19 protein-coding genes and 1 pseudogene are annotated in these 19,642 nt (G+C 51.7%); 9 read left to right on the forward strand and 11 right to left on the reverse strand.

What is annotated here, in order from left to right; genetic code table 11:
- Positions 1-94: 94 nt before the first annotated feature.
- A complete protein-coding gene (gene mgtL, locus C0K55_RS08010) occupies positions 95-148 on the reverse strand; it encodes a mgtA regulatory leader peptide MgtL (protein ID WP_001387276.1) in 54 nt (17 codons plus the stop codon).
- Positions 149-321: 173 nt separating this feature from the next.
- Here mgtL and treR point away from each other — a divergent pair, with 173 nt between their 5' ends.
- From treR to nrdG, 5 genes are all read left to right on the forward strand, one after another.
- A complete protein-coding gene (treR, locus tag C0K55_RS08020; RefSeq protein ID WP_001181341.1) occupies positions 322-1,269 on the forward strand; it encodes a trehalose operon repressor TreR in 948 nt (315 codons plus the stop codon).
- A gap of 121 nt (positions 1,270-1,390) precedes the next feature.
- Positions 1,391-2,809, forward strand: coding sequence for a PTS trehalose transporter subunit IIBC (gene treB / locus C0K55_RS08025; protein WP_000049038.1), 1,419 nt, complete (start codon positions 1,391-1,393; stop codon positions 2,807-2,809).
- Positions 2,810-2,858: 49 nt separating this feature from the next.
- Positions 2,859-4,514, forward strand: coding sequence for an alpha,alpha-phosphotrehalase (gene treC, locus C0K55_RS08030; protein ID WP_105266253.1), 1,656 nt, complete (start codon positions 2,859-2,861; stop codon positions 4,512-4,514).
- Between the two features lie 392 nt (positions 4,515-4,906).
- Positions 4,907-7,045 (forward strand): anaerobic ribonucleoside-triphosphate reductase, encoded by a 2,139-nt coding sequence (gene nrdD / locus C0K55_RS08035; RefSeq protein WP_000187807.1) that lies wholly within the window; start codon positions 4,907-4,909, stop codon positions 7,043-7,045.
- Between the two features lie 84 nt (positions 7,046-7,129).
- Positions 7,130-7,594, forward strand: a complete 465-nt coding sequence (gene nrdG, locus C0K55_RS08040; protein WP_001106237.1) for an anaerobic ribonucleoside-triphosphate reductase-activating protein — start codon at positions 7,130-7,132, stop codon at positions 7,592-7,594.
- Here nrdG and C0K55_RS08045 read toward each other — a convergent pair.
- Positions 7,595-7,884: pseudogene (locus C0K55_RS08045) on the reverse strand (type II toxin-antitoxin system RelE family toxin). It abuts the gene before it with no gap.
- Positions 7,874-8,116, reverse strand: a complete 243-nt coding sequence (locus tag C0K55_RS08050) for a type II toxin-antitoxin system RelB/DinJ family antitoxin (RefSeq protein WP_000212715.1) — start codon at positions 8,114-8,116, stop codon at positions 7,874-7,876. Before C0K55_RS08050 ends, C0K55_RS08045 begins: the two are co-directional and overlap by 11 nt.
- Positions 8,117-8,144: 28 nt before the next feature.
- Between C0K55_RS08050 and C0K55_RS08055 the strand changes: the two genes are divergently transcribed.
- The gene (locus C0K55_RS08055) at positions 8,145-8,309 is read left to right on the forward strand and encodes a hypothetical protein (protein ID WP_228943734.1); all 165 of its coding nucleotides are present in this window, start codon (positions 8,145-8,147) and stop codon (positions 8,307-8,309) included.
- Here the strand turns inward: C0K55_RS08055 and cybC are convergent.
- Together cybC and pmbA are read right to left on the reverse strand one after the other, a co-directional pair.
- Complete coding sequence (cybC, locus tag C0K55_RS08060) at positions 8,306-8,692, reverse strand: cytochrome b562 (protein WP_001232257.1); 387 nt, start codon at positions 8,690-8,692, stop codon at positions 8,306-8,308. The genes C0K55_RS08055 and cybC overlap by 4 nt on opposite strands.
- A gap of 58 nt (positions 8,693-8,750) precedes the next feature.
- Positions 8,751-10,103 carry a metalloprotease PmbA gene (gene pmbA / locus C0K55_RS08065; RefSeq protein WP_001162190.1) on the reverse strand — a complete coding sequence of 451 codons (1,353 nt, stop codon included), beginning with the start codon at positions 10,101-10,103 and terminating at the stop codon, positions 8,751-8,753.
- Positions 10,104-10,196: 93 nt separating this feature from the next.
- On the opposite strand from pmbA, the gene yjgA reads away from it, so the two are divergent.
- Positions 10,197-10,748 carry a ribosome biogenesis factor YjgA gene (gene yjgA, locus C0K55_RS08070; protein WP_000166266.1) on the forward strand — a complete coding sequence of 184 codons (552 nt, stop codon included), beginning with the start codon at positions 10,197-10,199 and terminating at the stop codon, positions 10,746-10,748.
- A 179-nt stretch (positions 10,749-10,927) separates the two neighbouring features.
- Here yjgA and mpl read toward each other — a convergent pair whose 3' ends face one another.
- Entirely contained in the window at positions 10,928-12,301 is a 1,374-nt protein-coding gene (gene mpl, locus C0K55_RS08075) for a UDP-N-acetylmuramate:L-alanyl-gamma-D-glutamyl-meso-diaminopimelate ligase (RefSeq protein ID WP_001219774.1), read from the reverse strand.
- Positions 12,302-12,476: 175 nt separating this feature from the next.
- Between mpl and fbp the strand changes: the two genes are divergently transcribed.
- Positions 12,477-13,475 (forward strand): class 1 fructose-bisphosphatase, encoded by a 999-nt coding sequence (fbp, locus tag C0K55_RS08080; protein ID WP_000853758.1) that lies wholly within the window; start codon positions 12,477-12,479, stop codon positions 13,473-13,475.
- Between the two features lie 39 nt (positions 13,476-13,514).
- Here fbp and C0K55_RS08085 read toward each other — a convergent pair whose 3' ends face one another.
- From C0K55_RS08085 to ytfQ, 5 genes are all read right to left on the reverse strand, one after another.
- On the reverse strand, positions 13,515-14,030 hold the full coding sequence (locus C0K55_RS08085; RefSeq protein WP_105266254.1) for a DUF2569 domain-containing protein: 516 nt from the start codon (positions 14,028-14,030) through the stop codon (positions 13,515-13,517).
- Positions 14,031-14,056: 26 nt separating this feature from the next.
- Positions 14,057-15,061 carry a galactofuranose ABC transporter, permease protein YjfF gene (yjfF, locus tag C0K55_RS08090; RefSeq protein WP_000596001.1) on the reverse strand — a complete coding sequence of 335 codons (1,005 nt, stop codon included), beginning with the start codon at positions 15,059-15,061 and terminating at the stop codon, positions 14,057-14,059.
- Positions 15,048-16,070 carry a galactofuranose ABC transporter, ATP-binding protein YtfT gene (gene ytfT, locus C0K55_RS08095; protein WP_001468307.1) on the reverse strand — a complete coding sequence of 341 codons (1,023 nt, stop codon included), beginning with the start codon at positions 16,068-16,070 and terminating at the stop codon, positions 15,048-15,050. The genes yjfF and ytfT overlap by 14 nt, the downstream gene beginning before the upstream one ends.
- A 13-nt stretch (positions 16,071-16,083) precedes the next feature.
- Positions 16,084-17,586, reverse strand: coding sequence for a galactofuranose ABC transporter, ATP-binding protein YtfR (gene ytfR, locus C0K55_RS08100; RefSeq protein WP_000205820.1), 1,503 nt, complete (start codon positions 17,584-17,586; stop codon positions 16,084-16,086).
- Between the two features lie 135 nt (positions 17,587-17,721).
- Positions 17,722-18,678, reverse strand: coding sequence for a galactofuranose ABC transporter substrate-binding protein YtfQ (gene ytfQ, locus C0K55_RS08105; RefSeq protein ID WP_105266255.1), 957 nt, complete (start codon positions 18,676-18,678; stop codon positions 17,722-17,724).
- A 308-nt stretch (positions 18,679-18,986) separates the two neighbouring features.
- Between ytfQ and ppa the strand changes: the two genes are divergently transcribed.
- Positions 18,987-19,517 carry an inorganic diphosphatase gene (gene ppa, locus C0K55_RS08115; RefSeq protein ID WP_000055070.1) on the forward strand — a complete coding sequence of 177 codons (531 nt, stop codon included), beginning with the start codon at positions 18,987-18,989 and terminating at the stop codon, positions 19,515-19,517.
- Positions 19,518-19,642 lie beyond the last annotated feature (125 nt).

Below are 19,642 nucleotides of genomic sequence, written 5' to 3' on the forward strand. Positions count from 1 at the left end.
GCGTTGCAAAGCCTTACCTGAAGGTAATAAAAATGAGCTGGGACGTTAAAACGTCACGGCCTTACGCATCCGGTAACGCCGTGAAAAGACAGGCTTACCGGAAAAGTTTTAATCTCCGTCGAGGGAGAGGCGTGGGATCAGGTTCCATATAACCTCCGGTAAGTGAAAAATAGCGCCAGGAATCCAATAATATTGGTAGCGTTTATGCCGATATAATACCTGCAGACAACTAAACCAACGATAAACCAGACTTTGCCCATTGCGGTATGCACAGGTAAAGTTAGGCTCAAATAATTAAACCGCAAGTTACGGGGCAACAGGATGCAAAATCGGCTGACCATCAAAGACATCGCGCGCTTAAGCGGCGTGGGGAAATCCACGGTTTCCCGGGTGCTGAATAACGAAAGCGGCGTGAGTCAGCGCACACGTGAGCGCGTGGAAGCAGTGATGAATCAGCATGGATTTTCCCCTTCCCGCTCCGCACGCGCCATGCGTGGGCAAAGCGATAAAGTCGTCGCCATTATCGTTACCCGTCTGGATTCGTTATCAGAAAATCTCGCCGTTCAGACCATGCTGCCTGCATTCTATGAACAGGGCTACGACCCAATCATGATGGAAAGCCAGTTTTCACCACAATTGGTCGCAGAGCATCTGGGCGTTCTGAAACGTCGTAATATTGACGGCGTGGTGCTGTTTGGTTTTACCGGCATAACGGAAGAGATGTTAGCCCACTGGCAGTCATCACTGGTGCTGATGGCACGTGACGCAAAAGGTTTTGCTTCAGTCTGTTATGACGACGAAGGGGCGATCAAAATCCTGATGCAGCGACTGTATGACCAGGGGCACCGCAATATCAGCTATCTCGGCGTGCCACACAGTGACGTCACTACCGGTAAGCGACGCCATGAGGCCTATCTGGCATTTTGCAAAGCGCATAAACTGCATCCCGTCGCCGCTCTGCCGGGCCTTGCCATGAAGCAAGGCTACGATAACGTGGAAAAAGTGATTACGCCTGAAACCACCGCGTTGCTGTGCGCAACCGACACGCTGGCACTTGGCGCAAGTAAATACCTGCAAGAGAAACGCATTGACACTCTACAGTTGGCGAGTGTTGGTAATACGCCGTTGATGAAGTTCCTCCATCCGGAGATCGTCACCGTTGATCCCGGCTACGCTGAAGCCGGACGCCAGGCGGCCTGCCAGTTGATCGAGCAGGTAACCGGACGCAGCGAACCCCAACAAATCGTCATCCCCGCCACCCTTTCCTGATCGTTGACTGAACGATAATTTGTGATCTTCGCTGCGTTTCGGGAACGTTCCCATTTTTAATATTCTCTTCCCACGATATTCTGCCATCAACCAAATATGTCATCTGCCACGGGGCTTTACGATGAGCAAAGTGAACCAAACGGATATCGACCAGTTGATTGAACTGGTCGGCGGGCGCGACAATATCGCGACGGTGAGCCACTGTATTACACGCCTGCGCTTTGTCCTCAACCAACCGACCAATGCCAGACCGAAAGAAATTGAACAATTACCAATGGTGAAAGGCTGCTTCACCAATGCCGGGCAATTTCAGGTGGTCATTGGCACCAACGTTGGCGATTACTATAAAGCGCTGTTGGCGAGGACTGGTCAGGCGCAGGTCGATAAAGAGCAGGTGAAAAAAGCTGCACGGCAAAATATGAAATGGCATGAACAGTTGATCTCCCATTTCGCAGAGATCTTCTTCCCGTTGCTACCGGCGCTAATTAGTGGTGGTTTGATCCTCGGTTTTCGCAATGTGATTGGCGATCTACCCATGAGCAACGGGCAGACGCTGGCGCAAATGTACCCTTCTCTAAAAACGATCTACGATTTTTTGTGGTTGATCGGTGAAGCGATCTTCTTCTACCTGCCAGTCGGAATCTGCTGGTCAGCGGTGAAAAAGATGGGTGGCACACCGATTCTCGGTATCGTACTTGGCGTGACGCTGGTTTCTCCACAATTGATGAACGCCTATCTGCTCGGGCAGCAGGTGCCAGAAGTATGGGACTTTGGCATGTTCAGCATCGCTAAAGTGGGCTATCAGGCACAGGTGATCCCGGCACTGCTGGCCGGGCTGGCGCTTGGCGTTATTGAAACCCGCCTTAAGCGCATCGTGCCAGATTACCTCTATCTGGTGGTTGTGCCGGTCTGTTCGTTGATCCTCGCGGTGTTCCTTGCCCATGCACTTATTGGTCCCTTTGGCCGCATGATTGGCGATGGCGTTGCCTTTGCGGTACGCCACCTGATGACCGGCAGCTTTGCGCCGATTGGTGCGGCATTGTTTGGCTTCCTGTACGCCCCGTTGGTGATCACCGGCGTACACCAGACCACGCTTGCTATTGATTTGCAGATGATTCAAAGCATGGGTGGCACGCCAGTGTGGCCGCTGATTGCACTGTCGAATATCGCTCAGGGCTCCGCCGTGATAGGTATTATCATTTCCAGCCGCAAGCACAATGAACGCGAGATCTCCGTGCCTGCCGCGATCTCCGCCTGGCTTGGGGTCACAGAGCCGGCAATGTACGGCATCAACCTGAAATATCGCTTCCCGATGCTGTGCGCGATGATTGGTTCTGGTGTGGCGGGATTGTTATGCGGCCTGAACGGCGTCATGGCGAACGGCATCGGTGTTGGCGGTCTGCCGGGCATTCTCTCTATTCAGCCGAGCTACTGGCAGGTGTTTGCGCTGGCAATGGCTATCGCCATCATCATTCCGATTGTACTCACCTCGTTTATCTACCAGCGGAAATATCGCCTGGGTACGCTTGAAATTGTTTAATTTTCTTCGGGGCGCACTTGCGCCCCCTCGCAGTTGCAGGAATAACCTAATGACTAATCTTCCCCACTGGTGGCAAAACGGCGTTATCTACCAGATTTATCCAAAGAGTTTTCAGGACACCACCGGCAGCGGCACCGGCGATCTGCGCGGAGTCACCCTGCGCCTCGACTATCTACAAAAACTGGGGGTCGATGCTATCTGGTTGACCCCCTTTTATGTCTCTCCCCAGGTCGATAACGGTTACGACGTGGCGAACTATACGGCGATTGATCCCACGTATGGCACGCTGGATGATTTTGACGAACTGGTGGCGCAGGCGAAATCGCGCGGTATTCGCATTATTCTTGATATGGTGTTTAACCATACTTCTACCCAACACGCCTGGTTTCGCGAGGCGCTGAACAAAGAAAGCCCTTATCGTCAGTTTTATATCTGGCGTGACGGCGAACCAGGAATACCACCAAATAACTGGCGTTCTAAATTCGGCGGCAATGCCTGGCGCTGGCACGCAGAAAGCGAACAGTATTATTTGCATCTGTTTGCACCAGAACAGGCCGATCTCAACTGGGAAAACCCAGCAGTACGCACAGAACTGAAAAAAGTCTGTGAGTTCTGGGCCGATCGCGGGGTAGACGGGCTGCGTCTGGATGTGGTGAATCTGATCTCCAAAGACCCGCGCTTCCCTGACGATCTGGATGGCGACGGGCGTCGCTTCTACACCGACGGGCCACGAGTCCATGAGTTTTTGCACGAGATGAACCGTGATGTCTTTACACCACGCGGGTTGATGGCCGTAGGTGAAATGTCCTCCACCAGCCTTGAACATTGCCAGCGATACGCGGCGCTGACAGGCAGTGAATTGTCGATGACCTTTAATTTTCATCACCTGAAGGTCGATTATCCCGGCGGTGAAAAATGGACGCTAGCTAAACCTGACTTTGTAGCGTTAAAAACATTGTTCCGCCACTGGCAACAGGGAATGCATAACGTCGCGTGGAATGCTTTGTTCTGGTGTAACCACGATCAGCCGCGCATTGTTTCTCGCTTTGGCGATGAAGGTGACTACCGAGAGCCTGCGGCAAAAATGCTGGCGATGGTGCTGCATGGTATGCAGGGAACGCCTTATATTTACCAGGGGGAAGAGATTGGCATGACCAATCCGCATTTCACACGCATTACCGATTACCGCGACGTGGAAAGCCTCAACATGTTTGCCGAACTGCGCAACTGCGGGTGTGACGCCGAAGAGTTATTGGCGATCCTCGCCAGCAAGTCCCGCGATAACAGCCGCACGCCAATGCAATGGAACAACGGCGATAACGCCGGGTTTACTACCGCCGAACCGTGGATTGCCGTGTGTGATAACTATCGGGAAATCAACGTGGAAGCCGCGCTGGCCGATGAATCTTCGGTGTTTTACACCTATCAGAAATTAATCGCGCTGCGTAAACAAGAACCCATTCTGACATGGGGCGATTACCAGGATCTGCTGCCAAACAGCCCTGCGTTGTGGTGCTATCGCCGCGAATGGCAGGGGCAAACCTTATTGGTGATTGCCAACCTTAGCCGCGACATACAACCCTGGCAGCCAGGGCAAATCCGCGGCGACTGGCAACTGTTAATGCACAACTATGAAGAAGCCTCCTCTCAACCGGGAGCCATGACATTACGGCCTTTTGAGGCTGCCTGGTGGTTGCAGAGATAATTCTTCTCCTGGCCCCGGTAAAGCGAGCATTTTCGGGGCCTTACATGGCAGCACATTGTTTTTGTTGGTTTTTTAAACAGAAAATTATTAAAAATTTACACATCGCTGTAGCGCCCGTCATCCGTACACTCTGCTTTTTACTTTGAGCTAAATCAAAAAAAGCTCAAACATCCTTAATGCAAAGCACTATATATAGACTTTAAAATGCATCGCAACCCAATATGTTGTATCCGTCGACTATACTTGCATCAAGATACACACCAACTAAGCCGACATAATTGTGGATAAGGCAGATTGGGACTGCTGTAACTCCCCGTAAAAAGAGCCAAATAAACCGGGGCGCACTTCCCAATTTTCTGTGTATAACCTGTTCTTAAAAATATGGAGCGATCATGACACCGCATGTGATGAAACGAGACGGCTGCAAAGTGCCGTTTAAATCAGAGCGCATCAAAGAAGCTATTCTGCGTGCAGCTAAAGCAGCGGAAGTCGATGATGCAGATTATTGTGCCACTGTTGCCGCTGTCGTCAGCGAGCAAATGCAAGGCCGCACCCAGGTCGATATCAACGAAATCCAGACTGCAGTTGAAAACCAGCTCATGTCTGGCCCGTACAAACAACTGGCTCGTGCTTACATCGAGTACCGTCATGATCGCGACATTGAACGTGAAAAACGCGGTCGCCTGAACCAGGAGATCCGTGGCCTGGTCGAGCAGACCAACTCTTCGTTGCTCAATGAAAACGCCAACAAAGACAGCAAGGTGATTCCGACCCAGCGCGACCTGCTGGCCGGGATTGTTGCTAAACACTATGCACGCCAGCATTTGCTGCCGCGTGACGTGGTTCAGGCGCATGAGCGTGGCGATATTCACTACCACGATCTCGATTACTCGCCGTTCTTCCCGATGTTCAACTGCATGTTGATCGACCTGAAAGGTATGTTGACCCAGGGCTTTAAGATGGGGAACGCCGAGATTGAACCGCCGAAGTCGATCTCTACGGCAACCGCAGTAACTGCACAGATTATCGCCCAGGTTGCCAGCCATATTTATGGCGGCACCACCATTAACCGTATCGACGAAGTTCTGGCACCGTTCGTCACTGCCAGCTACAACAAGCACCGTAAAACAGCGGAAGAGTGGAGCATTCCAGACGCTGAAGGCTACGCCAACTCTCGTACCATCAAAGAGTGCTACGACGCGTTCCAGTCGCTGGAATATGAAGTGAATACCCTGCACACAGCCAACGGTCAGACGCCGTTTGTCACCTTTGGCTTTGGTCTGGGTACTAGCTGGGAGTCGCGTCTGATTCAGGAATCTATCCTGCGTAACCGTATCGCGGGCCTCGGTAAAAACCGTAAAACTGCCGTGTTCCCGAAACTGGTGTTTGCGATCCGCGATGGCCTGAACCATAAAAAAGGCGATCCGAACTACGACATCAAACAACTGGCACTGGAGTGTGCAAGCAAGCGCATGTATCCAGACATTCTGAACTACGATCAGGTGGTTAAAGTTACCGGGTCGTTTAAAACGCCAATGGGTTGCCGCAGCTTCCTCGGCGTGTGGGAAAACGAAAACGGCGAGCAGATCCACGATGGACGTAACAACCTCGGCGTAATCAGCCTTAACCTGCCGCGTATTGCGCTGGAAGCAAAAGGTGATGAAGCCACCTTCTGGAAGCTGCTGGATGAACGCTTGGTGCTGGCGCGTAAGGCGCTGATGACCCGTATCGCCCGTCTGGAAGGCGTGAAAGCGCGCGTGGCCCCAATCCTCTATATGGAAGGTGCCTGTGGCGTACGTCTGAATGCTGATGACGACGTTTCTGAAATCTTCAAAAACGGTCGTGCATCGATTTCGCTGGGTTATATCGGGATCCACGAAACGATTAATGCGCTGTTCGGCGGCGAACATGTTTACGACAACGAGCAACTGCGTGCGAAAGGTATTGCCATTGTTGAACGTCTGCGTCAGGCGGTGGATCAGTGGAAAGAAGAAACCGGCTACGGTTTCAGCCTCTACAGTACGCCGAGTGAAAACCTGTGCGATCGCTTCTGTCGTCTTGATACTGCGGAGTTTGGCGTGGTGCCGGGCGTGACCGATAAAGGTTACTACACCAACAGTTTCCACCTCGATGTTGAGAAGAAGGTTAACCCGTACGACAAGATCGACTTTGAAGCGCCTTATCCGCCGCTGGCGAACGGTGGCTTCATTTGCTACGGCGAGTATCCAAATATTCAGCACAACCTGAAGGCGCTGGAAGATGTCTGGGATTACAGCTATCAGCATGTGCCGTATTACGGCACCAACACGCCGATCGATGAATGCTACGAATGTGGCTTTACCGGTGAGTTTGAGTGCACCAGCAAAGGCTTCACCTGCCCGAAATGTGGTAACCATGACACCTCCCGTGTGTCGGTGACTCGCCGCGTGTGCGGGTATTTAGGCAGTCCTGATGCGCGTCCGTTTAACGCCGGTAAGCAGGAAGAAGTTAAGCGCCGCGTTAAACATTTGGGCAATGGGCAAATCGGTTGATCTTCACTCTGCGGTAAGCAAATGCCGGATGCGACGCGAAAGCGTCTTATCCGGCCTACACGCGGACTGATAAGCCAGGCAAAAATGAATTACCATCAATACTATCCTGTCGACATCGTTAACGGCCCCGGCACTCGCTGCACCCTGTTTGTCTCCGGGTGCGTCCATGAATGTCCTGGCTGCTATAACAAAAGCACCTGGCGGGTAAATTCCGGTCAACCGTTTACCAAAGAAATGGAAGACCAGATCATCAACGATCTGAACGACACCCGCATCAAACGCCAGGGTATTTCCCTCTCCGGCGGCGACCCGCTGCACCCACAAAACGTGCCGGATATTTTAAAACTGGTACAACGCATCCGCGCCGAGTGCCCTGGTAAAGATATCTGGGTATGGACAGGCTATAAACTCGACGAACTCAATGCTGCGCAAATGCAGGTTGTTGACTTGATTAACGTGCTGGTCGACGGCAAATTTGTGCAGGATTTAAAAGATCCGTCCCTGATCTGGCGCGGTAGCAGCAACCAGGTGGTGCATCATTTGCGGTAATCACTCATCCAGCCGTTTATCCGCCTCATCATAAACGGCTGAGTTCTCTCTCTTACCAATAGCTATCACCAACACGAGCAACGCTTTATCATTGACCTGATAGACCAGACGATATCCCAGTGTCCGAAACTTAATTTTATAGCAGTCCGGCAAATCCCGCAGTTTAGCCGATGGATTGCTCGGCCTTTTCAGCACATTCTCAAGCTTTTTTAAAATTGTTCCCGGACTGCCACGCCCAGCTTTTGCCACTCTTTCAGCGCTCGCGGATCAAAGGCCAGCTCATAGTTCATCCAGTCGGACCTTAATGGCCTCTTGTGGGTTGGCCAGTCGTTCCCTGACAGTGCGTAACAAGGCTTCTTCGCTATCACTGACAGTGAGCGTTTTTACCGGCATTCGCCCATTTTCCGCAACGTACTGAAACAGCAGTCGCACTGCTTCAGTAGGCGTGATATTTAATTTTTCCAGCACCGCATAAGCCTCATTTTTCAGTTTGTCATCCAGGCGGACGTTAAGTGTGGCCATTATGCCTCCGGTAATTACGAAAAGTGTAATGCATTATAGCATTACATATGCATTACATTCATTTATGGAAAACGCCTCGCAAAAATGGGGCTACGCACAGGACAATGGTCGTGTTGACAGTAAATTCTGCGTGGGATTTATGAAAGGAGAAGAGCGTTGGGCGGTGATGTTTCACCGCCCAATCCAGCATTAACGATACTTCTTGTGATAGGTGTTGCGGGTGGTTTTCAGTTGCTCTGCGGCGGCCTGTGCTTCTTTGACTTTACCTTCGTTCGCCAACTTCAGCGCGTCGTCAATCTGGCCGACCAGAATGTCGAAACCGTGACGGAAATCTTTCATTTCCGGACTGTCTGGCGATTTACCTTCCAGCTTCGGCGGCGTTGCTTTTTGCGCATCCAGCGCCGCGGCGCGCATTTTGGTTAACGCATCTTTGACTTGCGCCGCGTTATCCGCTTTTTCGACCACTTTTAAATTGTCGTTGAGGGTTTCCATATTGCCTTCCAGATCAGCGGCAAACGACGCCGAACTGAATACCAACGAGGAGACTGCAAGAATAGCTAACAGGCTTTTACGCATTGCTCACTTCCTTCCATTTTTCTTATTAAGATTCGGCGCGGCAGGTCGCGCCAGTTTTTTACTGCCCGGCGATTTTCATCTCCGGCAACAGTACAGAACCACACTGTATATTGCTGCGTGTTTCAATATCGTTACCGACGGTGACAATATTGCGCCACATATCTTTTAAATTACCTGCGATGGTGATTTCGCTAACCGGATACTGAATTTCGCCGTTTTCTACCCAGAAGCCCGCGGCACCACGGGAATAATCACCGGTAATTGCGCTCACGCCCTGGCCCATCAATTCTGTCACCACCAGCCCGGTGCCCATCTCTTTGAGCATCTGCTCGAAGCTCAGACCTTGCCCGGCAATACGCCAGTTGTGGATACCGCCCGCATGACCGGTACTTTTCAGCCCCAGCTTGCGCGCAGAGTAGGAAGTCAGCAGCCACTGAGTCAGGATGCCATCTTTGATGATATCGCGACGCTCGGTGCGCACACCTTCACTGTCGAATGGCGTGGATGCCAACCCTTTTAGCAAATGCGGGTGTTCTTCAATGGTCAGCCAGTCAGGCAAAATTTGTTTACCGAGCGAGTCGAGCAGAAAAGTCGATTTGCGGTAGACCGCACCACCGGCAATCGCGCCGACCAGATGACCAAACAGCCCCGTGGCAACTTCATTGGCAAAAATTACCGGCGCTTTCATAGTGGAGAGTTTACGCGGTGACAGGCGCGATAAAGTACGGCGGGCGCAGTCTGCCCCGACCCATTCCGGCGTTTGTAGATCGCTCATCGCGCGACCAATGGTGTAGGCATAATCACGCTCCATATCGCCGTTCTCTTCGGCAATCACGCAACTGGAGAGTGAATGGCGCGTTGAACAGTAGCCCTGCAACATGCCGTGGCTGTTACCAAATACTTTTACCCCGTAGTGGCTGTTAAAGCTGCCGCCTTCGGTATTGGTGATGCGTTTGTCCGCCTTTAACGCAGCCTGTTCAGCACGGGCCGCCAGTTCAATGGCTTCATCCGGAGAGACTTCCGCAGGGTGGAACAAGTCGAGATCAGGCGCGTCAAAGGCCAGCAACTCTTTATCTGCCACGCCTGCGTAGGGATCTGGCGAGGTATAACGGGCAATATCCAGCGCCGCCTGTACGGTGCGGGCAATGGCCTGCGGGCTTAAATCGGTGGATGATGCACTACCTTTGCGGTTCTGGTGATAAACGGTGATCCCCAGCGCGCCATCGCTATTGAATTCGACATTCTCCACTTCACCATAACGCGTGCTTACGCTAATGCCGGTGGTCTTGCTGACGGCAACTTCTGCACCGTCCGATTTGCCTGAGGCCAACTCCAGCGCAGTCGAAACTGCTTCTTCCAGAATCTTGCGCTGCGCTTCAACTTGAGAGATTACTTTCATTGCAAGTGCCATAATGTAGAGAGTTTCTCTGAAGTCTAACAGAGAACCGTTTTTCAGTGCGCATCTTAACTGGTAACATTAGCCTCTTTTTTTAAGGAGCCTGACATGACTAAGCAGCCCGAAGACTGGCTCGACGACGTTCCCGGTGATGATATCGAAGACGAAGACGATGAAATTATCTGGGTCAGTAAAAGTGAAATTAAACGCGATGCCGAGGAGTTAAAACGCCTGGGTGCGGAAATTGTAGATCTGGGGAAAAACGCGCTGGATAAGATCCCGCTAGATGCGGATCTGCGCGCAGCTATCGAGTTAGCCCAGCGTATTAAGATGGAAGGCCGCCGCCGCCAGTTGCAGCTTATCGGTAAGATGCTGCGTCAGCGCGATGTAGAACCGATCCGTCAGGCGCTGGATAAGCTGAAAAACCGCCACAACCAGCAGGTTGTGCTGTTCCATAAACTGGAAAACCTGCGCGATCGTTTGATCGACCACGGTGATGATGCCATCGCTGAGGTATTGAACTTGTGGCCAGATGCCGATCGTCAGCAATTACGTGCTCTGATCCGCAACGCGAAGAAAGAGAAAGAAGGGAACAAGCCGCCGAAATCCGCACGACAGATTTTCCAGTATCTGCGTGAGTTAGCGGAGAACGAAGGGTAAGTTTTGTTGCTGATGTGAGTATGGTTTGCCGGATGCAGTGCACCGCCAGATCTGTAGGCCTGATAAGACGCGTCAAGCGTCGCATCAGGCGCTATGCTCAAATGCCGGATGCGGCGTGAACGCCCTATCCGGCCTACAAAAGCACGTTGCCCCTGTAGGCCTTATAAAACGTCTCAGGGTTACTGCGCGGCTTCCGCCTTCTTCGCCAGACCATCCAGCAGTTTCTGATGAATACCACCAAAACCGCCGTTGCTCATCACCAGAATATGGTCGCCAGGCTGGGCGGTTTTCACCACCATATCTGCCAACGCATCGACATCACCACTCCAGTGTGCAGGCTGAATACAGGCTTCCGCCACTTCGGCTACCTGCCACGGAATATGCGCCGGTTGCAACAGGAAGACTTCATCGGCACGACCTAACGACGGTGCTAAATCATCTTTGCAGACGCCCATCTTCATGGTGTTCGAGCGTGGTTCCAGCACGGCAATAATACGCGCCGTACCACCAACTTTACCGCGCAGCGCCGCCAGCGTTGCCAGAATTGCCGTCGGGTGATGGGCAAAATCGTCATATACCGTCACGCCATTTGCTTCACCACGCAGTTCCAGACGACGACGAGCGTTGATAAATGACCCCAGCGCATTAGCAGCATCTGCCGGAGCAACACCAACATGACGGGCCGCAGCAATCGCCATCAGACCGTTGTGCATGTTATGTTCCCCCACCAGCGACCATTTCACTTCACCCACTTTTTCACCATCCAGCAAAACTTCCCATTCGGAAGCGTCGGTGGTCAGCTTTTTCGCCTGCCAGTGTCCCTGCTCGCCCACCAGCTCCTGCTCGCTCCAGCAGCCCATCGCCATGGTCTGTTTCAGGTTGATGTCGTTTTCCGGCCAGATAATACGGCCCTGCCCCGGAACAATACGTACCAGATGGTGGAACTGTTTCTGGATCGCTTTCAGGTCATCGAAAATATCGGCGTGATCAAACTCAAGATTATTGAGGATCAGCGTGCGCGGGCAGTAATGAACAAACTTAGAACGTTTGTCAAAGAAGGCGCAGTCATACTCATCCGCTTCGATAACAAAGAAGTCGCTTTCGCCCAGACGCGCCGAAACCTCAAAGTTTCCAGGTACACCGCCGATCACAAAACCCGGTTTATAGCCGCACTGTTCCAGAATCCAGGTCGCCATTCCCGCGGTAGTAGTTTTGCCGTGTGTACCAGCAACGGCCAGAACCCAGCGGTCACGCAGCACAAAATCGTGCAGCCACTGTGGACCTGACATATACGGAATGTTTTTTTCCAGTACCGCTTCCACACACGGATTTCCACGGGTCATGGCATTGCCAATAATCACCAAATCCGGCTGCGGATCGAGCTGGCTGGCATCGAAACCCTGAATCAGTTCAATGCCTTGCTTCTCAAGTAAGGTGCTCATCGGCGGATACACATTGGCGTCCGAACCCGTTACTTCATGGCCCAACTGGCGCGCCAGAATCGCCAGACCACCCATAAACGTGCCACAAATTCCTAAAATATGAATGCGCATACGTCATTATCCTTTTTTAATCTACCGCTCATTTTACGCATATGTCGGGCAAGTGAGAAACGCATTTCAGGATAATCCGTAATTTGCTGGCGCGATTCACCTGAGCGCAACATTCAGATTATTTGTTAAGATTGTTGCGGTCGCTTTACTCCATAAACATTGCAGGGAAAGTTTTATGAAAACGTTAGGTGAATTTATTGTCGAAAAGCAGCACGAGTTTTCTCATGCTACCGGTGAGCTCACTGCTTTGCTGTCGGCAATAAAACTGGGCGCCAAGATTATCCATAGAGATATCAACAAAGCCGGACTGGTTGATATCCTGGGTGCCAGCGGTGCTGAGAATGTGCAGGGCGAGGTGCAACAAAAACTCGACCTGTTCGCTAATGAAAAACTGAAAGCCGCATTGAAAGCGCGCGATATCGTTGCGGGCATTGCATCTGAAGAAGAGGATGGGATTGTCGTCTTTGATGGGTGTGAACACGCAAAATACGTTGTGCTGATGGACCCCCTGGATGGCTCGTCCAACATCGATGTTAACGTCTCTGTCGGTACTATATTCTCCATCTACCGCCGCGTCACGCCTGTTGGTACGCCGGTAACGGAAGAGGATTTCCTCCAGCCTGGTAATAAACAGGTTGCCGCAGGTTACGTGGTATACGGCTCCTCTACCATGCTGGTTTACACCACTGGCTGCGGCGTCCACGCCTTTACTTATGATCCGTCACTCGGCGTTTTCTGTCTGTGTCAGGAAAAAATGCGTTTCCCGGAGAAAGGCTCAACCTACTCCATCAACGAAGGAAACTACATTAAGTTTCCTAACGGCGTGAAGAAGTACATTAAATTCTGCCAGGAAGAAGATAAGTCCACCAACCGCCCGTACACCTCACGTTATATCGGTTCACTGGTCGCGGATTTCCACCGTAACCTGCTGAAAGGCGGCATTTATCTCTATCCAAGCACCGCAAGTCACCCGGACGGTAAACTGCGTTTGCTGTATGAATGCAACCCAATGGCATTCCTGGCGGAACAAGCTGGCGGTAAAGCGAGCGATGGCAAAGAGCGTATTCTGGATATCATCCCGGAAACCCTGCATCAGCGCCGTTCGTTCTTCGTCGGCAATGACCATATGGTTGAAGATGTCGAACGCTTTATCCGTGAGTTCCCGGACGCGTAATGGTCTAAAAACGCCGGAGCAGTCCGGCGTTTTTGCGTTTTAATTAACAAAAGTTAATTTGACGCGTTTAGAGACACGGAAATAGGGAACCCAGATAGCCAGATGAATGATATTTTTCAGCACACCCCATGCGTCTGAAAGATCAATTGTGGCATGAAGAAATTGTACTGCTCCCCAGGTATCAGCAACATTCAATGCGAAGAGCGCCAGAAGAAGGGCAATATAGTAGTGAGGAAGTTGGCGTTTCTTATTAAAAAACAAAAAAGTAGTATAACTCACCAACAGAAATATCGTGGCACATCCGCCCACTTCCAGATAAAGCAGAGTTCTGAGCGGTTCTTCCTGACTGCCCTGAGCAAGCCCCCATGTTCGTACAAAAGAATAAATGCTCGAAATAATCACCAGCACTAAAGAAATAGCAGGTAAATACAGCCAACCTCCAATCCCCGTAAGCTTTTTATCAGCACAACCTTTGCAATAATCGTCAGGTGGTAAAACAGCTACTCCACAACTTTTGCATGTTGTACTTAAATCCTCGCCTTCCTTTGCCCACATAAAAATATCCTTGTATATCAGTAAATTTACTCTTTTATTGTATTTTCCGGACTCACTCTTATTACTGGCGAACTCTGACGGTTCTCCCACAGCACCGTTAACCCACGCTGTAATGCAATGAAAATAAACAGCAAAATGCCGATGGCGATTTTCGTCCACCATGAACTCATCGTGCCGTCAAAGTTTATGTAAGTCTGAATGAGTCCCTGAATCGCTACGCCAAAAAGCGTTCCTAATACTGTCCCAACACCGCCGCTTAAAAGTGTACCGCCAATCACCACGGAGGCGATAGCGTCCAGTTCCACACCTACGCCTGCCAGCGCGTATCCGGCCTGGGTGTAAATAGAGAAGACAATCCCCGCCAGTGTCGCCAGTCCGGTGGAGAGCATATAAATGCGAATAGTGGTGCTGCGAGTAGAAATTCCCATCAGGTTTGCCGAAGTCGCGTTGCCACCAATGGCATATACCTGATTACCAAAACGGGTACGATGTGCGAGGAAAATACCAATAACCACCACCGCAAGCATCAGCAGCCCCATCGCGCTTAAGCGACCACCGCCGGGGATTTTCCACGCCAGGCTTGAGAGCGTTTCATAAATGGGATGGTTAATCGGGATCGACTCTTCCGAAACGAGATAGCTGACGCCGCGCAAAAAGAACATTCCTGCCAGGGTAATGATGAATGCCGGGATCTTCAGCGCGTCGATCAGAAGCCCCATAAATGCGCCGAAGGCACAGCCCATCACCAGTACCAGCGGGAAGGCCAATAGTGGCGAAAAGCCGAAGTCACCAATCACCTTTGCCAGAAACACGCCGGTAAAAGCGATCACCGAACCGACAGAAAGATCGATCCCACCGGAGAGGATCACAAAGGTCATGCCGACAGCGATGATCCCCAGAAAAGCGTTATCAGTCAGGATATTGCAGATCACCCGCGTGGAGGCAAAACCGGGAAACTGCGTCAGACAGTAGAGATAGCCCAACACAAAGACGCCGATGGTGATCATCAGTGGCAAGTTACGTTTTATCACGGCTACGCACTCCTTTAATCAGACTGATAAAGCGTTGCGACTGAACAATCAGCACGCAAAGCACCACCACCGCTTTCACCACCTGATTCATCTCCGGCGGAAAGCCCGAGAGCAAAATCCCGGTATTCATTCCCTGAATAATCAGCGCCCCCACCACCGAGAGCAGCAGGTTAAAGCGCCCGCCCATCAGTGATCCACCGCCGATCACCACCGCAAGAATGGCGTCCAGTTCCAGCCATAATCCAGCATTATTGGCGTCGGCACCGCGAATATCCGCCGCCACGATAATGCCCGCAATCGCCGCACACAGCCCGCTCAACACATAGGTGAGCATGACGATGATCCGCGTGTTCACTCCGGCATTTTTCGCTGCCCGAATGTTGATGCCAACAGCTTCAATAAACATCCCCAGCGCCGTTTTGCGAGCCAGCAACCAAAACAGAAGAAGTGTCAGCACTGCAATAATGACCGGCGTTGGCAGGAACAACAGCGATCCGCTGCCGAACCAGGAGAGATCCGGCGAGTTGAAAGTAACGATCTGTCCGGAGGTGATCAGTTGCGCCACGCCGCGCCCGGCAACCATCAGGATCAGAGTGGCGACAAACGGTTGAATTTTGAGGATCGCCACCAGAATGCCATTCCACAATCCAGCCAGAATGCCGGTGCCTAACGCACTGAGTAGCACAATCGGCACGCTATACCCCGCTACCGTCATCGCGGCCGTTGTGGCTCCGGCAATAGCCATCACCGCGCCTACGGAAAGATCGATGCCGCCAGTGGCGATCACCAGCGTCATGCCGATCGCCAGCAGCGCAACGGGAGCCGCGCGGTTAAGGATATCGATGGGACTCCCGAACAGACGCCCATCCTGAAGCACCACCTGCCAGAAATGCGGGGCGACCAGGCTATCGACCAGCAGCACCAGCAACAGCGCTGCCAGTTGCGGCATTCCCGTCGGCCAGCGAAAACGCCTTTTCGACGACGCGGTGTCAGGGAGAGATTGAGGCATCACACTGTTCTCCTTACGCCGCAATGGCGTTCATGATCGCCGGAACGGAAAGCTCTGCCAGCGGGATCTCTGCCACTTGTTTACGATCACGCATGATGATCACCCGATCGGCATAGCCCACCAGTTCTTCCAGTTCCGAGGAGATCACCAGCAGTGCCAGACCATCGGCGCACAGCGTTTCAATCAGGCGGATGATCTCGGCGTGGGCACCAACGTCAATACCGCGCGTTGGCTCGTCGAGAATTAGAAATTGCGGACGAGTCAGCAGCCAGCGTGAAAGCAACACTTTTTGTTGATTACCGCCAGAGAGGAACTCTATCGGCTGTTCCGTAGAAGGGGTGCGAATACCGAGCTGGCGGATAAATCGTTCTGCTATTTCCTGCTGTTCTTTGCGTGAAATCGGTCGCAGCCAGCCGCGCTGGGCTTGTAAGGCAAGGATGATATTTTCCCGTACCGAAGCGGCAGCAATAATGCCATCGGTTTTCCGGTCTTCCGGACAGAAACCAATACCCAGTACCGATGCATGATGCGGCGATCGCAGGGTTTGCGGTTTACCTTTGATCAACGCTGTGCCGCTGTCGGCGGGTTTGATACCGAAGATCACTTCCGCAGTTTCTGTACGTCCTGATCCCAGCAAACCTGCCAACCCGACGATCTCGCCGGGACGAATTTCCAGATCAAACGGCGCGATCGTCCCTTTCTTGCCGTAATTGTTAAACTCGGCAACAGGTTTGTCGCTCAACAATGTTCGCCCGGCACGCTGTAGCGCATGAGTGTCGAGTTCACGCCCCAGCATCATTTTCACCAATTCGATCTGCGGAAGCTCGCGGGTTTCCCGACAGCCAACAAAGCTGCCGTTGCGTAAGACGGTGATCCGATCACTGACCTGGTATACCTGATCGAGAAAGTGAGTGACGAAGATCAGGCTGACGCCGCGATCTCGAAGCTGGCGCATCAGGCCAAACAGTAGTTCCACTTCCTGGGTGTCGAGGCTGGCGGTGGGTTCATCAAGGATCAGCACTTTGGCGGAGAGATCGATGGCCCGGCAAATGGCGACGATTTGCTGCATTGCCACCGAAAAACGGTTGAGCGGTTCGCGCACGTCGAGGGAGAAACCGTAGGATGCCATTAACCCGGTTGCGCGCTTTTCCATCTCTTTGCGCCGTAGCAAGCCGAAACGTTTGGGCTCACGGCCGATAAAGAGATTGTCGGCAACCGACATATTGGGTAACAGGTTGACTTCCTGGTAGACGGTGCCGATGCCAAGCTGTTGTGCATGGGCTGTGTTTTTCGGTGAGATGGCCTGGCCTTCCAGCCAGATTGTGCCGCGATCGGCATGGTAAACGCCGGTTAATGCTTTAATCAGCGTCGATTTTCCTGCCCCGTTTTCACCAAGCAGTGCCATAATTTCACCACGACGCAAGCTGAAGTCAACGTTATCTAACGCTTTGACGCCGGGGAAGAATTTGCTTAATCCTTCGGTACGGAGGATTTCCTGGTGTTGGTCGGTAGTCATAGCTCTCCCAGTGTAAAGCGGGCTCCTGGTAGGCCTGATAAGACGCACCAGCGTCGCATCAGGCATCTGCGCACAAATGCCGGATGCGGCGTGAACGCCTTATCCGACCTACCAGTCGGCATCGGTTTGTAGGCCTCAATACCCCATATTTTTCTTCTTCTCTAACTCTTCTTTTGCAGTATCAGGCAGATAAAGGGTGGACTTAGTCAGCGTCAGCTTTTCAGGCATGGTGCCGTCTTTCTTGTATTTCTCCAGCGCGTCGAAAGCTGGGCCTGCCATGTTTGGCGTCAGTTCAACACTGGCATTCGCTTCACCATCAATCATCGCTTTGTAGATATCCGGCACGCCGTCGATAGAGCCTGTCAGAATATCTTTGCCCGGCTTCAGACCCGCTTCTTTAATCGCCTGAATCGCGCCTATTACCATGTCGTCGTTATGGGCGTAAACCATGCAGATATTTTTGCCGTTGTTTTCCGCTTTGATAAAGCTCTCCATAACTTCTTTGCCTTTACTACGGGTGAAATCACCGGATTGCGAGCGGATAATTTTGATATTTGGCGCATTCTTAATAGCTTCGGCAAAACCTTTCTTACGGTCGATGGCAACGCTCGCCCCAACGGTGCCTTGTAACTCAACCACGTTACACGGTTTACCGTTGACCTCTTTCACCAGCCAGTCACCAATCAACTTGCCTTCCAGAATGTTGTCAGCAGTAACGGTCGTCATATAGAGAGATTTGTCTTTCACATCGATGGAACGGTCGAGCAAAAAGACCGGAATTTCGGCATCTTTCGCCTCTTTTAATACTGGTTCCCAGCCCGTCGCCACCACCGGAGCGATAAAGATCGCATCCACACCTTGTGCGACGAAGGAACGTACCGCTTTAATCTGGTTTTCCTGCTTTTGCTGACCATCGGCAATTTTTAGCGTGATACTGCGCTTTTCTGCCTCACTTTTCGCCACGTTGGTTTCTGCGGCACGCCAGCCGGACTCCGATCCGACCTGCGAAAATCCTACGGTTAAGGGAGCGGCCAATGCCATAGACGACATGGCTGCTGAGACCGCAGAGACTACAAGTAAGCGTTTCCACATAGGGTTGTCCTCGTCGGGGTGATTATTATTGTTTAAAAGATGTTCGCGAAAAAACTATAGACAATCGGTCATGTAACAGATTGCGTTACTTCACACTTCAAAAAAGTAAATACATCGTTAATCACAAGTTTGTAATCGCTTTCATCTCGCTATGAAAAATGCGGCTACGGTTATGGATTTTCCTGCTCTGTAAACCGTCTTAAAGCTGGCGAAAAAGGAAAAAGAGGACGAAAACAAGCGAAGACATTCGGCGCGAGTTGGCTATAATACTCGGCACTTGTTTGCCACATATTTTAAAGGAAACAGACATGAGCTTACTCAACGTCCCTGCGGGTAAAGATCTGCCGGAAGACATCTACGTTGTTATTGAGATCCCGGCTAACGCAGATCCGATCAAATACGAAATCGACAAAGAAAGCGGCGCACTGTTCGTTGACCGCTTCATGTCCACCGCAATGTTCTATCCATGCAACTACGGTTACATCAACCACACTCTGTCTCTGGATGGTGATCCGGTTGACGTACTGGTCCCGACTCCGTACCCGCTGCAGCCGGGTTCTGTGATCCGTTGCCGTCCGGTTGGCGTTCTGAAAATGACCGACGAAGCCGGTGAAGATGCAAAACTGATTGCGGTTCCGCACAGCAAGCTGAGCAAAGAATACGATCACATCAAAGACGTTAACGATCTGCCGGAACTGCTGAAAGCGCAGATCGCTCACTTCTTCGAGCACTACAAAGACCTCGAAAAAGGCAAGTGGGTGAAAGTTGAAGGTTGGGAAAACGCTGAAGCCGCTAAAGCTGAAATCGTTGCTTCCTTCGAGCGCGCAAAGAATAAATAATTTCTTGTATACTCTAAATAATTCAAGTTGCAGGAAGGCGACAAGCGAGTGAATTCCCGGGCACCTACATAAGTAAGTGACTGGGGTGAGCGAACGCAGACACAGTACATGCAACTTGCAGCATG

This window comes from Escherichia sp. MOD1-EC6098, from assembly GCF_002965865.1.
Taxonomy (GTDB): domain Bacteria; phylum Pseudomonadota; class Gammaproteobacteria; order Enterobacterales; family Enterobacteriaceae; genus Escherichia; species Escherichia marmotae.